Origin of the sequence: Secundilactobacillus malefermentans DSM 5705 = KCTC 3548 (genome assembly GCF_001436395.1) — a bacterium.
Taxonomy (GTDB): domain Bacteria; phylum Bacillota; class Bacilli; order Lactobacillales; family Lactobacillaceae; genus Secundilactobacillus; species Secundilactobacillus malefermentans.
Genome location: NZ_AZGJ01000047.1, coordinates 1 through 15351 on the forward strand (window position 1 = coordinate 1; position 15351 = coordinate 15351).

A 15351-nucleotide genomic window follows, 5' to 3' on the forward strand; every position below is an offset into this window, starting at 1 on the left:
AATTTGTTCTTGCAATTTGGGAATTAATTTAACTCATTGTGTATCTATTGTAATATACTTATGAACATATATAGATATAATTGTAAATATGTGCGTTAAGTATTTATTCATCAATATTGAATTTTTATTCTAATGAATTTATCTGTATTTCCAGTCAAAAATCCCCTATTTTTTTGTTTTTGAACATTTGTAATGTTTTTAAGTAAAACGGTTTACGGCTAATGTCCCTCAATTCATTGACTTAGCAAGTTTTCGGCGTTTGACTTTTCAATCATTCATAAGAACTATTGTAGCATTCTTACTGCGATTTCTTATTCTGACCCATATTTTAGGTCCAAATCGTCAAGTATGTTTATTCAATTTAGATTAAGAAACTATTAGACAATTCTGAATTGTTGTAACTTTAAAAATTCGCAAAATTTAAAGTGGTTTTAAGCTAATAGTGAGAATTTTTTGTCAGAATCCTTTAAAATGGGGGTATCAAAAGAAAGGAAGGTGCACTCATGAAGATCAATATTCATCGTTCTGCAACTAATCGGGTTCTTGCCGGAGTTGTTGGTGGCATCAGCGAACATTTCGACTGGAGCCCTGGTATTGCCAGACTTATATTCGTTCTCCTTGGTATTACACCTCTATTTCCAGGAATAATTGCCTACCTTGTCTTATGGTTATTGATGAAGGATCCAGAATAATTGTGCGAGCACGATGGTCTTTCGGCCATGGTGCTTTTTTATAAGCAAAAGAGTTGCGATGGTCACCTATACGTCTTATAGTTACTATAAGTATTTATCTAAAAATAGACTTAGGTGGTGATTTTTGATGGATTCTCAACTATATATTAGCTTGCATCATGATCAAGAGAGCATTGTCGCTTTGAGCGAAGCGATTAGCTGGCTATCCTCAATTCTCGTATCTCCACAGGAACAAGTCAATTACCAGCTTGAAACTGCCCACATTTCAGTCAATGACGACGCAGCTAAACCAGTCCGTAAACAGCTTAAACAGATTATTCAAGCCAGTGACGCTTTCATTTTGTTAATTGGTGCTAAAACTTATAAATCATATTGGGTTAATTGGGAAGTTGAAACCGCCAAGAGATTAAACAAGCCAATTATTAGTTTGCGAATCAGGGATACCTATATCACCCCAGATACCCTCTATTCCGCAGATTATAAAGAGTGTCCCTCATTTTGTAAATCTCAGCTGGTTTCATCCTTAATCGCTACCAAACAGTAAAAACCAGAGCAGCTCATTAGCTACTCTGGTTTTTTTGATACTTATGATTATTTACTACGTTTGTAATATCGATTACGAATATGCCATGCAATTAAATTAAGAAGAATGAATCCTCCCAATAGAATTAACCAGTTATTCGCAAGGAATTCTGCAGTTTGAGGTAAGATCCCTTTTCCGGAACCAGAAGCAGCTGTGCCGCCTCCCGTGCCCGTTGTTCCGGATGTGCCCGTACCTTCACTTCCACCTGCATTTGGAACTGTTGGGGAAGAACTTGACTCATCAGTTGGTGCTTGTGCCTCTTCTGAATCGTCTTCGTCGCCACCCTCATTTGGGAATTCCGGTTCTTCCATGCTATTCATGTAAGTCACCACGTTAGCTGAATTTTCCAAAATTGTCCCAGAAACCGTTAAATCGTTGACAGTCGTATTGTTGACAACCGCACTAGTTGTGTAGCCATCCCCACTGTAATCATCTTCAGTAATCTGATAATGAGTTCCAGTTGGTAGCATGAACTGCACACTATCACCATGCTTCAGTGACATCGTTGCGTTTCCGTTAATCACTGGTAACTGTCCAAGTGTTGAACTGAATGCTGTTCTGAAAGTGTAATTCAGTGTTCCTGTAAATCCACTTCCGTCCGCATTTTGAATATTCAACGCGAAATCGAATAGTCGATCTGTTTCGGCGTTGTCACCCGTTACCCGTTTGCTCAACGTCAGCATTCCATTCGATGGAACTTCTGGACGACGGTTCGTGAAGTCAACTTCTTGAACCTTGTCATCCACAATGGTAATCAGTGAGGTTGTGTCACCATCAACGCTGGCACCTTGGTTAATTTGGTATGAAGGTGTGTAACCAGCGTAGTTGGATTCGGTTACTCTAAGCAGCGTGTTCGTCGGGATTTTCTCAATTTGGACTGATTCGTCAGCTCTTAAATTAACAGTTGCAACACCACTATTAAATTTAATTCTTTCTTCAAACGAACCATTTTGACGGTTAACCGTCATCCCAAACTCGTAGTTAAATGACGTATTGACGCTTGAATCACTGTTGTACGCAGTGACCGTATACTTAAAGCTGTCCTGCTTGTCATCAGTTGTGTAGCTACCCGCTAACTTCTTACTGATAAACAGGTCACCTGGATCATACCAGTTATCGTAGAGTACTGAAGTTAACTCTTCGTCCTCTAATGAGATTTCAGAAGTGGTTGTGCCACGCACTGGATCGGCATCTCCGATTGACCAACTAGGTTTGTAATACGGAAGTTGTTCGTCGGTCAATTCTTCTTCTACGGTAACCTTAGTATCAACTGGTAGACCGATAATTCGAAGACTATCCTCATTACCAAATTTTTTAATCGTTGCATTTCCTTTACTATCGACAATTATTTCTCCATTAGTATTATCCTGGTTAATTGTCTTATACGTTCCTGCCACCGAAACATTTTTATTTGTAAATAGAAGGTTAAATTTGAACGTTTCTTCTAACTCTTCGTCTTCGGCATCAGTAATGATCTTGCGAAGTTCGAAGTCGGTAGAAGGCTTGTGGTTGGTAAAGAGAACCTTGTACTCACCTTGATCTTTCATTTCAAATGCATTAGTTCGGTAGTTACCCGCAGTAGTTGGGGTACTTCCCGAATCTGAAGCACCGTCTCCGGTAACTTGCCATGAAGTTTCGTAAGTGTCATCATCACCGTATTCAACGGCACGCATACTGATTCCGGCTGGTAAATCAGGAATCACTAATTTTTCACCGTGTTTCAGTTTGAAATCCTCAGACCAAGTGCCACCAGTAGTTCGACGAGTGAAGTTCAACTCGACTTCTTTATCACCGATATAGCCGACCACGTCTTTTTCATCTTCGTCTAATTTATTGTCCGTATTGATCAGTACAAATCTAAATTCTTTTTCAAGGTCATTTTGAATACTTTGACCGGTAACTTGTTTTTCAACTTCTAGAGAAGTGCGTTCAAGGTGATTATGGAAAGTGACTGTACTTGCTCGATTTGCTCTTAAGCCTACTTCGTCAGCAACAAGTCCACCTCCACTTGCATCCTCGCTCGTTTCCCATTTAGTCGTGTAATTTCCGTCTGGTTTTTCTTCAGACACTTGGAATTCCTGTACTGGTAGTCCGAGTATCGTCAGCATTTCACCAGCTTTTAATTTTACCTTAGTCGTTATCCGTCCTTTATTAAACTCAATCCGACCTTCCTTACTATTTCCATTCGGCCGTTCAAGAATCGTATCGAATTCACCATTAACGCTTGTATCAACTACTCCGTCAATCTTTGCTTGAACATCAAATGTAAATTCTTGATCTTCATCAATTGGGCCCGTTCCAAATTTTTCAATTTGGAGACGCGCAGTGTCGGGAATAGAGTTGGTGAAGTCAACTGTCGAAGTCCACCAATCTGAAATAAGAACAGGATCAGCATCCTTGCTGTTACCAGAATACTTGCCATTACTATCGCGTGCTAACCAAGAAACGTGATAGTTTCCTTGACCATCTGCTTCAGTGGCCTGCAGTTTAGCACCTTCTGGCAGTTCTTTTATTAAAACAGATTCGCCAGACCGTAACTGTACTTCAGCTCTATTATTAGTAAAAGTAATCCCATTTTTCACAGTTCCTGAAGCAGTTTCAATATCATAACTACCATCAATGTTTACTGAAGAATCGGCGGTAATCGTGAAATCAAACTCTTTATCCTTGTTGTTTTCAGTTCCTTCTGTATATTTCGTCAGTTTGAATTCGCCAATACCTCTGACGTTACGGAACAGAACTGTCGCTTGCGCATCCTTTGGAATTGAGACGTCAGTTGCGCTTGTTCCAATGTTTTCATCACCCCGATTGACCTGAACGCTGGTCTTATAAGGATGATCTTCCTCCGTAATTTCAGTAATATCAAATACGTAGCGCGTTTCAAGTTCTTGAATTAACAGCTCTTCTCCATCTTCAAGTTGGAATTGACTATCCGCTACTGGCTCGCCACTAATCTCAACGAGTTTTCCTTCATTAAAAGTCAATTGAACTCTGGTAGAAGTGATAATTCCTTCTCTTGAAATTCGTCCTTCAAATGTTCCATTTAGCTTATCAGTCGCATCATCTTTACTTTCCGCGTAAATTTCAAAGTTAAATGCACCTTGATCTTTAACTGGATTGGTTACTTTTTTACTGATGCTGATTTCACCAAATTCTTCTTTTTCATTTGTAACCGTGTATGAAAGTGTTGTCCTGCCTCTATCAGCATTACGATCAAATCTGAATTCTTTCACAACATCAGCTGGTCTGTACCCACTTGGGGATTCAATTTCCACTAATCGATACCATTTCATTTTATCTAAATTATTAAAATGAACGATACCTTGATTATCAGACGTTGCCGTCACATCTTCATCATCTATCTGAAGTGTAGTGTACTCACCTCGTGGAGTATCCGAATTATCGCCCTCGGCATACTGTATTTTAAATACAGCACCTGGTAATACTTTTTTTGGATCACTTGCATCCACTTTGGTGATCTCGGCGGAAAATTTAGTATAGTTGCCAAAGCCATGTGAATCAGATTTAATCGTATCTGATGCTTCTCCACCAATGCCACTTCCAGATATGTTAATTGTATTTTTTAATTCATTATCATCATTTCCTGAGCCTTCTATCAGCGTATGATACTTCAAAATCAGTGGTGAATTCAATTGATAATCATCACTTATCAAAATTTCAAATCCGGTAGAAGTTCTGGTCAGTTCATAGTCTTCGCCTGCCTTAAGCTGATTACTTTCAGTATAGGTTGGAATCTGACGGCCGTCATTATCCTCTCTAAACTCAACAGTTGCGGCGAAAATAGATAATCGATACTCTCCCTCGTCTACAAATTTCAAACCTGTATCCATGGTGTCAGTTATTTTAATATTATTATTGTTTCCTAATTGTTGGTTTCCTCCGTTAATAATTGATTTCCATTCAACAATCCCATTATTTTTACTGGCATTTGAGACTGCGCTTTTGCTGATAAAGAAATCTTTATTACTGTGTCCAACAGTTGCAGAAACTTTTTGCTTTCTTAATTGTGTTCCCGGAACTTCTATAGTTGCTTCATTATAGAAGGTCCAGTCATTTCCAGTATGCCCAGTTGCCATGAAATTCACTTTAGTATCAAAATTTAGACGTAAGGCAAAATCTGTGTCTTTCAGCAAGGTAATGATGAGCCTCTCAACGCCATCATCAGTCACCCTTTCAATCCTATAATCAGTCCCCTTGCTCAGATTTTCTCCCGTAAACCTACCATCAGACTCAATGGCTAATTTCTCGAGGACAAAATTCTCCTCACCATTTTCAAAACTAAGATATTTAGTACCTGAATTGTTCAGAACATCATCAATCACAATCTGATCGCCAGCTTTATAATCGAAACGATCATGCAGGTTCATTCCGATTGACCAGCGCACTTTACCCTGATTATAATCATTATCTGAAATTGTTAGTTTTCCAGACTTGTTAGATTCATTGTAAATATCATTCGGAATTTCCTTCTCGGCTGTCGTTATCGTGTATGAATTATCAATTGTTATTCTTGCGCTATTCTTTAGCTTTTGGTCAGCAGGAATAGAACTAGGATTATATTTTGTAGTAAAGGATACATTAATTTGCTGCCCTTTCGTTAAATCGTTTCTCTTAATTTCAATAATATAATCGTTTCCAATTGGAGTTGTTTGAATCGTATAATCTATACCATTTGTAAGCTTTTCTTTCTTACCATTTTCAAGCACGAAATCACCATCTAAGGTTAAATATCCTGGTAGATTTTCGCGGATAGTTAGCTTATCAAAATCAATTTCACTTGTATTAGCTGAAATCTTCCATGAAACTGTTTTCTCTTCAAAGTTAATGCCAGTTGCTTCTTTCTCACCAATACCAATGCTTCCACTTCCTTCATCACCTTCATCATCTCCGTCATGTCCTGTACCAGATAAAGTGATTTTATTGCCAAGTGAACTGTTGCCTTCAGTAGCATTCTCACCCGGTGCCGAACCATCAAACTTAGTGTAGTAGGTTAAGACGTACTGTGCATCTAAATCTTTTCTAGAAGTGTTGTCAAATGATCCATTGGCTTCTAGCCCTACGCTAAAGGATTTCCCGTCAGTAATAGTTGGTTTTTTCAGGTCAATACCGCCACTATTTTCTTGGCCTAGCTTCTTGAGCGTAAACCCATAGGTACCTTCTTCAAAGTATTGATGAGGTCCAGTTAAACTATCACTCAAAGTCCAGTTAGCTAAATCAGCCCTATCAGTAACGTTGGTGAGTGAGAAAGTCACATCCCACTTATACACGCCGTCTCCTTGATAATCACCATTTGACTTTGCTAAATTAAACGACTCTCGCGCTACTGAAGCATTTGCTTCTAAAGGAGTATCTGTTTTATTTTCTTCAAAATCCATCGAAATTCGATTGTTATATACTTGCCTAGATAACAGTTCCTCTGTATTCGATTTAGTCGTTATCTTGAATTGAATTGGTCCCTTTATTGATAGAAATTTTAATACATCATCTTCAATATTGGGATCTTCTGGTGCAGGAACAGCTTCCCCTGAAACTAGTTCAAAGCTCCCAGGCACAATTTCATGATTTGTTGTCGTTAAGATATCTCTTAAAACAACGTTTGTTAAGATTTCATCCTCATCAAGTTTTACATCAATCGTCCACTCAATCGTATCTCTGCCAGTTATTTTTCCGCTTTTAGAAATAGCAGCCTGTGGTTTTTCTGGTATAATCTCAATTTTTTCGGTTTGAGAGAAATCAAACCCAATACTTCCAGCGTCTTTGTTAAATTCAGTGTTAACAGTCAATTCACCCTTACCAAAGTTCTCAATTGCTGCTTCTGAATCATCAGCATCAAATGTAATTTTAACTGATAATTGGTCATTGTCAGTACCGCTCACTGAAATTATATAATTAGCGATTGCACCATGTTCTCCAGCAATAACGCCATACAATGGCTCATTGTTCGCTAATTTAAATCCTGACATCGTAAATTCATAAGAATCTCCAAATTCGAGCTTTTGATTAGGCCTAAGCCGGTCATTTATTGTATCCAAATCAAATCCAAATTTAAGTTTTGCTTTATCTGAATCATAGATACTATCCGCAATATCTGATTGATCACTTTTTACGTCATAGTCAGTAGTCGTACTACCTTTGGTTAAAGATAAAATGACACTATCAAAAAATGACTGACCCGGTTTCAGTTTATCCTCAATATCCGTTGAATCAGGATCTGGTAGTGATTCCTCACCTTCACCATCTTCATCATCCGAACTCGACTCTCTCGTAGTCGACTTCTGCGTTGCAGCCGTTTCGCCCTCCTTAGCTTTTGCCTTGGATTCGGCCTTTGCACTGCTTTCGGCCTTCTTTGCTGCTTCCTTCTGCTTTTCTTGTTCCTTCTGACGAGCAGCTTTTTCCTGTTCAGCCTTCTTTTCTTTGGCTTCTTCAGCCTCTTTTTTTCTGTTTGGCTTTCGCCTCAGCGGCCTCTTTATCTAGCTTTTCCTTTGCCTCTTTAGCCGCGGCTACCACATCTTCACGAGACATGACACCACTTGGGAGCGCCTCCAAAATTGAGTCAGATTCAGCTAACTCTTTTTCATCGGCATCCTTGCCTGCAATTGAAATTGCTTGTAAATTAGCTTTCTCACTACCAATCATGATTTCTGGTTGATCGACAGACATCGTAGCGCCAAAAACCAATGGTAAAGAAACGTTGAAAGTCGTTGTTCCTTCAACATTTTGCCAACTTAATTCATATTTTTTGGTTCGTCGGATGTACTCGAAAGACAACACGGCGTCAGAGTTCGATACCGTAAATCGTTGTTTCTTTTTACTTAATAGTAATTGGCTGTCTGAAACACTCAATTCAGCCTTACCATCCGGCTGCTCACCATCTTGGTTCGTAATTGCGAGGTCAAAGGCCAACTTTGCCCCATCGCCCTCACGTACCGTTTGGTGAATCATCTGGTCGTCCTTATCAACAAGCATCGCGCTTTCAATTTCCACTTGAGAGCGATGACCACTTGCCATCGCAGATACACCTTGATACATATTTCCAAGCACCAAAGTAAATACTGCGAGGAACTGGATTATCGTTCCTTTCTTCATCATCATCATCCTTTCATAATTGCCCACGTGTGCTCTTGCCTACTCGACTCTTAAATCGAGTATAACGAACCCATGTGAAGTTATTATGAACGGCTTATGAAGTTTATAAGTTCTAAAAAAGAGGCGCCGGAAATCCCAGAACCTCAGTGAATGACCCTATTTAGATTTCCAATCGTCCTTTAAAATCGAGTAAATATTGACATCTGTAAAGCCCGTATCCAGTAAAATCCCAGATCGCGAAACACCGTCTAAATGAAATCCTGCTCGTTGGGCAACTTGATTGCTTCGTTCGTTTTCAACTGCGGCTTCAATAATAATCTTATTTAGACCCAATTCCTCAAACCCAATTTTGAGGATACCTTGAAGTGCCTTGCCGACGATTCCTTTGCCGGTATCGGCAGTGTTCAACCAGTAGCCGACGTCCGAACTGTGGCTCAACTCATCAAACCCATTAAAGCTGATCATCCCCGCCGGTCGATTTTGATATCGCAGCACCAAATTTAGCGACTTCCCTTCGCCGGCATGGACTGAGACTTCCTCCAAAAAAATCTAATTCATCCTTTGCGGAACTCATTTTGTTTGCCCATGGCAGCCACGGTCCCAATTCTTTGCGACTGCTTTCAACTAGTTTGTAAAGGGGTTCTGCATCCCTTTTAGGATTCGGAATTGCAATCGCGATTTCGTCACTAACCTGATATTCAAATGGCATTGCTCTCGCCTCACTTCATTTTTATTAAGTATACCAAAAAAGCCACCGAAAATTCGGCGGCTTTTACTTGCTTACTATCTTGCGTGTAGAACTTCTGGTCCATCTTGACGGCCAACAATAACTTCGTTGACAACGTTCAAGAATAACCCATGTTCAACGACACCCACGATGCCGTTAAGCGTATTTGCTAACTTCTCTGGGTCTTCAATCTCGCCCATATGCAGGTCAATGATATAGTTCTTTGAATCGGTCAGAACGTGTTCGTCACCATTCATTCTAAATTCTGGACGGAAGCCCATTTTGTCTAATTTTTCAAGAACGTGCGTTGAGCCAAATGGAATCACCTCAAGTGGCAATGGGAACTTGCCAAGTGTGTGGACCATTTTGCTTTCATCAACAATCCAAATGTTCTTGGTTGAGTTGATGGCTACAATCTTTTCCCAAAGGTGTGCGGCACCGCCGCCCTTAATCCCTTGGAAGTGGTCGTCGATTTCATCGGCACCATCAATTGTCAAATCTAGATGGTCAACCTCATCCAATTGCTTGATTTCAATGCCTAATGATTCGGCTTGTTTGGCAGTGCGGTCTGAAGTAGCAACCCCAACAATGCTCAAGTGCTCGTTTTTAACGCGTTCGCCCAAAGCATCAACCATGTACTTCACAGTTGAGCCGGTTCCCAAGCCAAGAATCATGCCATCCTCAACAAACTTAACGGCTTCCTTACCAACTAATTCCTTTAACTGATTTTGATCCAAATTAACTGCCTCATTTCTATTCGTTCTAAGTCTATTCTACTATATTACTTGCTAGCGGCAATAATTTCATCGTAAGTAGGAATTGAAGGCATTGCACCCAAACGTTGAACCGTGATTGAACTTGCTCGTTGTGCAAAAACAAGTGCATCGGCAATGTTGCTCAAATCTGGTTTTAATTGTGAGCTCAAGGCACCAATAAATGTGTCACCGGCGGCTGTTGTGTCCACTGCCTTAACCGTAAATGCGGGAACAAAGTCATGTCCTGCAGCAGTTGAGTAGAAGGCACCCTTACTACCAACGGTGATAATCAAGTTCTTAACGCCCATTTCGGCAAACTTCTCTGCGTTCGCAACCATTGATGCTTCGTCGGTTACTTCAATTCCCGTCAAAGTGGCACTTTCAGTTTCGTTAGGTGTAACGATGTCCGAATACTTGAGTAATTCAGGATCAATTGTGGCAGCAGGTGCAGGGTTCAAAATAGTTGTCACGCCATTAGCTTTCGCAATCTTAAATGCTTCAATAGCGGCCGCTTGTGGTGTTTCAAATTGGGCAATCAAGAAATCGGCATTCTTTATTTTGTCTTCAGCTGCTTCTACCTCAGCCTTTTGGACTTGTTGGTTTGAACCACCGTACACGAGGATACTATTTTGACCTTCTTCATCTAATAGAATGAAAGCTGATCCAGTTCCAACGGTTTCATCTGTTGCAATGCTTGAGGTATCAATATGATCATCTTTTAATGACTCGACCATGAATTGACCGGCACTATCTTTACCAATTTTACCGATAAAGCTGGTTTCGGCACCGGCGCGAGCAGCAGCAACGGCCTGGTTGGCACCCTTTCCACCAGCGGCACTACTCTTATTTTCAGTCTGGAGGGTTTCTCCAGGTTGGGGCATCCGCTTGATTCGTAGGGTTGTGTCAACATTTAAACTTCCTAAAACCGTCACTTTATTAGTCATTAGATAATCTCCTTAAATTTTGTTTGAATTCCGTAAAACGTTTTACTAACCGTAAACCCGTCTATCTAAGAAAAAGACTATCATAATCCGAAAGTGCTTACAAGTCTTTTTCGATGAAATTTCGTGCAGGATTTCACATTTATTCTAATCGCTTTCATACCAGATAAAAATATTTATCTTAACAATTTGCTGTTAAAGCACGTTATTGTACGTTTTCATTTATTTGCATATGAAAACACTGGAAAATCAGTGTTGTAACCCATTTCATCTTATGATAAGATTCTTTCTTGTACTTACTTCGTTCATTTTTTGATGATATTGGTGGCATTAGTAAATCGATTTACCTTTTACATATTTGTAAACGCTTCATGTTCACCTTTCATCAATTGATGAGCCATTTAGAAAAAGGAGATATTCATTTTGAAGAAAACAACTGTTATTAACTCAGAATTATCCACTGTCATCGCTGGCATGGGCCACATGGACTGGCTTAGTGTTGGAGATGCTGGTATGCCAGTTCCAATGGGTACAAAAAAAATTGACTTAGCCTTAACGAAACAACTTCCTAGCTTCATTGATGTTTTGAAGAACATCTTAAGCGAGTTAGAAGTTCAAAAGATTTACTTAGCTGAAGAAATCAAAACGCAGAACCCTTCACAATTAACTGCCATTAAGAATCTTCTCCCTGATGTTGAAATTGAATTCATGCCTCACTCAGAGTTAAAGAAGAACACCGCAAAGACGCACGCATTTGTCCGTACCGGTGAAATGACTGCCTTCTCTAACATCATTTTAGAATCTGGCGTTACTTTCTAATTTATTTAAACTCACGTAAATCGTTTTACAACATTTAACTTAACTATAAGGAGCGTTCCAAATGCAAACTACTGCAAAAAAAACACATGGTTGGACTCAACTTGCTGATGGTTATCTCAGCAAAACACCAATCTTCCAATTCATCATCGTTTCATTAATTTTCCCACTTTGGGGTGCCGCTGCTAGTTTGAATGACATCTTGATTACACAATTCAAGACGGTTTTCGAACTTAACGATGCTTCAACTGCCTTCGTTCAAAGTGCCTTCTATGGTGGTTATTTCTTAATTGCCATCCCGGCCTCGTTAATTATAAAGAAGCAATCCTATAAATTTGCCATTATGACTGGTTTAATTTTCTACATTATTGGTTGTGCGCTATTCTTCCCTGCTTCTAGCGTGGCCACTTATAGCATGTTCCTAGTTGCCATCTTCGCGATCGCAATTGGCCTAAGTTTCCTTGAGACCTCGTGTGATACGTACAGTTCAATGCTTGGACCGAAACGTTTCTCAACGATTCGTTTGAACATTTCCCAAACGTTGGTCCCACTTGGTGACATTGCTGGTATCTTACTTGGTAAGTATCTTATCTTCGGAACTGTTGGTAACCTTGCTGAAAAAATGGCCAACATGCACGGTGCAGAACGAATTGCTTATGGTGAGAAGATGCTTCAATTAACCCTTCGCCCATACAAGTACATCCTGGTTGTGTTAATCGTGATGCTCATTATCTTAGCCGTTACGCCAATGCCACGTTCAAAGGCCACGACTCAAGCTGCCGATGGTGGTGAAGCGACTGAGGAAAGACCATCACTTGGCGAAACCATCAAGTACTTGACTCATAACTACCGCTTCATGAAGGGTGTCGGTGCTCAGTTCATCTACGCCGGTATGCAGACTACCGTTTGGTCATTTACGATTCGTTTGGCTTTGGAACTTAACCATCATATTACGGATAGTGCTGCTTCAACATTCATGGTCTACAGTTACATTGCTTGGTTCGTTGGTAAGTTATTCGCCAACTTCATCATGGCGCGTTTCTCAATTACCGGAACGTTGACTGCCTTTTCATTCTTAGGAATCGTATCATTGGTCATTACCTTTACTGTTCCAAGTATGATTGCCGTTTACGCAGCCATCGCAACTAGTTTCTTCTTCGGTCCAGAATGGCCAACCATTTACACTCGTACTTTGGATGCCGTTACTGAAAAGAAGTACACTGAAACTGCTGGTGCTATCATCGTTATGTCACTTATCGGTGGTGCCATCATCCCTGCTATTCAAGGGTTAGTTTCAGATGCCACTACTTTACAATTCTCATTCATCGTCCCAGCTATCTGTTATGCAATCGTTACGTTGCATTTCTTCACAGAAGGCCGTTACGACAAGAAACATCCAGAAATGGTACAGGAACACTAAACGATTAAAATTAAGGAGCCACAACGAAAATTCGTTGTGACTCCTTTTTCGTATCCTATTCAAAATCTTCAAACTCAGGCATAACCGCCTTATTTCCCACTCGAATCTCTCTTAGTGCATGACCAAGATCTTTTCTCGTGATGTGGCTTGAAAATTTACCAGCAAAATCACTGACAAAGATTTCTAAAAATTCATTCAAGGTTGGCGTATTTTTACCCATATTTTTCTCAGACATTTCAAGACAAATTCGATCCATGATTGTTTGAATTTTATGGGCACTCTCCAAACGACGAGTAAACTCCTTCTCGGAAATTTGAGCGGAAACACCCATAAAACCTTTGTAGAGCAGCATCATTCGTTCCTCACCATGCTCTTGATAAAAGACTCCCCGCATCGTGTTCTTGTCCCAACGACACCAGCTATAATTGTTGTGATACTTAGGTGGCAATTGAAGCATGAAAACATTTTTGCCGATAATCCGCGGCATCAATTTGGTCACGTTGGCCATTTTAGAGAAGTTATTTTTGACGTAAACCCGGTGATCCAAATAATCCTCTTCCCGGTCATTCAAAATTTCATTGCACGATTTTGCCACTGCTATGTACCCGTGTTCGCGATGCAAAACGACCGTCCAGCGATTGCCGCCTTCATTGATTGGAATCAATACTAATATGTCTTCCCAATTCAACCCCTGAACCGAATTTAATCGACCGTAAGGCACAAAACTAGTTAACGACAAGTTGGAAATATCAAAATATCCTCGCAGAATAACCTCGTGTTTAAACTCCTCCGTTAGGTATCCGAGTTCTGGATATAATTGGTGGTGCGCTTTACAATCTATCACCTGCTTATAAATGTGAAAACCTCCCCAAGTAATTTGCTTGATTTATCAACTAAATAATTAATGTTTAAGAGTATACGGAAGGTTGCATACAAAGTAAAGACATTTTTAACAAAAACGTTGCAAAAGCAACTTTATTTATTTTAAAAATAGAATAATTACTATTTAATTAGAAATTAATTTCACTTTAAATTCAATCTGAATGAAAATATGCAAAAAAAGACCAATTCCACAGAATTGGTCTTTTAAACTTTTCTTCAATTATTTGACGTCGTAATAAGCGCTAACCGTTGGGGTTGCATTGGAACCAGCAATTTTGATTTTTCCTACTCCATCTGCCCTTAAGGTTGCCGTTTTATTATCCGTAGTCGTAAATGACTTGAGTCCTGCTTCCTCAAGCAGTGCCTCCTGCGTTGCGACGGATAGTGAAGAACCCATTGGAACTTGATAAGCTGCGTTAACTTCGGCAGCATTCAAAGCAGTTTGTTGTGTCGCATTCAATTCAATAATCTTGTTGGTTGCCTTGTCATATAGTTTGAATTGGATCATTGCCGTTTTGGCATTTTGTTTCACGTAGGCTGTCACGGTTGAGCCACGTTTGGCATTTGTTGCATTGCTGCTCCAGGTTGCAATCGTGTACCCTTCTGGAATAACCAGATTCGTCGTCGTGACGTTCATGATGGCATCAGCGGCAGCGGTTAGAGGAAAGCCGAGGATTTGGCTCTTCACAGTTCCACCGTCAACACTTACATAATTTATAGTGACCCCTTGAGCCGCAGTTACGCCGTCCGTAGTCAACCCACTGTATAAAATCCAGCCATTTGCTTTGGCGTTGGCACTGTCAACTGCAGAAATGTAAACCCATTGATCACCTTCACGGGTTCGTTTGCCAACTTGGGTGATGTTAAAATCAGCTTTTGCATAAGGCGTCGAATCAGTTATTTGACGACCTACCTTGTATTGCGTCCAAGCAGGAGCCTTGTAAGTGACTGTCTTATTGTCATTGGCAGTACCTGGGTTAGCAATAGTAAATGTGTTGTCTTTTTGCTCAGTAGTTAAAGTACCAGCAGTGAATGTATCGTAGCTCTTGATACCGCCAGCAAATGTGTTGGCAGTCTTGCCACCGTAGATCCAGCCACGGTATGCTTTATCAAATGAAACAACCTTGTAGTAAACTGAGCCACGGTTAGTAACGGCAGCCTTGTATACACGGAAGTTCTTCTTTGATGAAGTTGACTTCATTAAGTTCTTAACAGTTGTCTTTGAAGCAACAACCTTAGCACCCTTTAAAGTACCGGCCTTAGTATAAATAGCGTTTGTGCCGTTTAAGGCAACGTTACGGTCAGCAGCTTTAGCAGATAATGCTGGGTATGATGAAATTTTTGCGTAAGTTTTTGCGCTTGCGTTAGTTGTTGCGGCACCTGCGGCAGCGATAAAACTAACTGCGTGAAGTGAACCCCCGGTATTGG

The 15351-nt window shown here is 40.2% G+C and carries 12 protein-coding genes; 4 read left to right on the top strand and 8 right to left on the bottom strand.

All coding sequences use genetic code 11. The features are described from left to right. Window positions 1–503 precede the first annotated feature (503 nt). Both FD44_RS08110 and FD44_RS08115 read left to right on the top strand, forming a co-directional pair. Window positions 504–692, top strand: a complete 189-nt coding sequence (locus FD44_RS08110) for a PspC domain-containing protein (protein ID WP_010620240.1) — start codon at window positions 504–506, stop codon at window positions 690–692. Between the two features lie 127 nt (window positions 693–819). Next, complete coding sequence (locus FD44_RS08115) at window positions 820–1236, top strand: TIR domain-containing protein (RefSeq protein WP_010620241.1); 417 nt, start codon at window positions 820–822, stop codon at window positions 1234–1236. A gap of 47 nt (window positions 1237–1283) precedes the next feature. Here FD44_RS08115 and FD44_RS08120 read toward each other — a convergent pair whose 3' ends face one another. From FD44_RS08120 to rbsK, 6 genes are all read right to left on the bottom strand, one after another. Beyond that, entirely contained in the window at window positions 1284–7328 is a 6045-nt protein-coding gene (locus FD44_RS08120) for a DUF7601 domain-containing protein (RefSeq protein ID WP_133278312.1), read from the bottom strand. 391 nt (window positions 7329–7719) lie between these two features. Beyond that, window positions 7720–8382 (bottom strand): adhesive domain-containing protein, encoded by a 663-nt coding sequence (locus FD44_RS08125; protein ID WP_010620243.1) that lies wholly within the window; start codon window positions 8380–8382, stop codon window positions 7720–7722. A gap of 156 nt (window positions 8383–8538) precedes the next feature. Then, the gene (locus FD44_RS10735) at window positions 8539–8877 is read right to left on the bottom strand and encodes a GNAT family N-acetyltransferase (RefSeq protein ID WP_235786627.1); all 339 of its coding nucleotides are present in this window, start codon (window positions 8875–8877) and stop codon (window positions 8539–8541) included. Then, the gene (locus tag FD44_RS10740; protein WP_235786628.1) at window positions 8834–9091 is read right to left on the bottom strand and encodes a hypothetical protein; all 258 of its coding nucleotides are present in this window, start codon (window positions 9089–9091) and stop codon (window positions 8834–8836) included. The genes FD44_RS10735 and FD44_RS10740 overlap by 44 nt, the downstream gene beginning before the upstream one ends. A 74-nt stretch (window positions 9092–9165) precedes the next feature. Next, a complete protein-coding gene (gene rpiA / locus FD44_RS08135; protein ID WP_010620244.1) occupies window positions 9166–9846 on the bottom strand; it encodes a ribose-5-phosphate isomerase RpiA in 681 nt (226 codons plus the stop codon). A 44-nt stretch (window positions 9847–9890) separates the two neighbouring features. Then, on the bottom strand, window positions 9891–10808 hold the full coding sequence (rbsK, locus tag FD44_RS08140; protein WP_010620245.1) for a ribokinase: 918 nt from the start codon (window positions 10806–10808) through the stop codon (window positions 9891–9893). Between the two features lie 420 nt (window positions 10809–11228). On the opposite strand from rbsK, the gene rbsD reads away from it, so the two are divergent. Continuing rightward, window positions 11229–11624 carry a D-ribose pyranase gene (gene rbsD / locus FD44_RS08145; RefSeq protein ID WP_010620246.1) on the top strand — a complete coding sequence of 132 codons (396 nt, stop codon included), beginning with the start codon at window positions 11229–11231 and terminating at the stop codon, window positions 11622–11624. Between the two features lie 61 nt (window positions 11625–11685). Next, window positions 11686–13041, top strand: coding sequence for an L-fucose:H+ symporter permease (gene fucP / locus FD44_RS08150; protein WP_010620247.1), 1356 nt, complete (start codon window positions 11686–11688; stop codon window positions 13039–13041). Between the two features lie 55 nt (window positions 13042–13096). Here fucP and FD44_RS08155 read toward each other — a convergent pair whose 3' ends face one another. Next, window positions 13097–13780, bottom strand: coding sequence for a hypothetical protein (locus FD44_RS08155; RefSeq protein ID WP_133278313.1), 684 nt, complete (start codon window positions 13778–13780; stop codon window positions 13097–13099). 363 nt (window positions 13781–14143) lie between these two features. Then, window positions 14144–15351: S-layer protein (locus tag FD44_RS10865; RefSeq protein ID WP_162258118.1), on the bottom strand; the 1208-nt coding region annotated here is incomplete at its 5' end.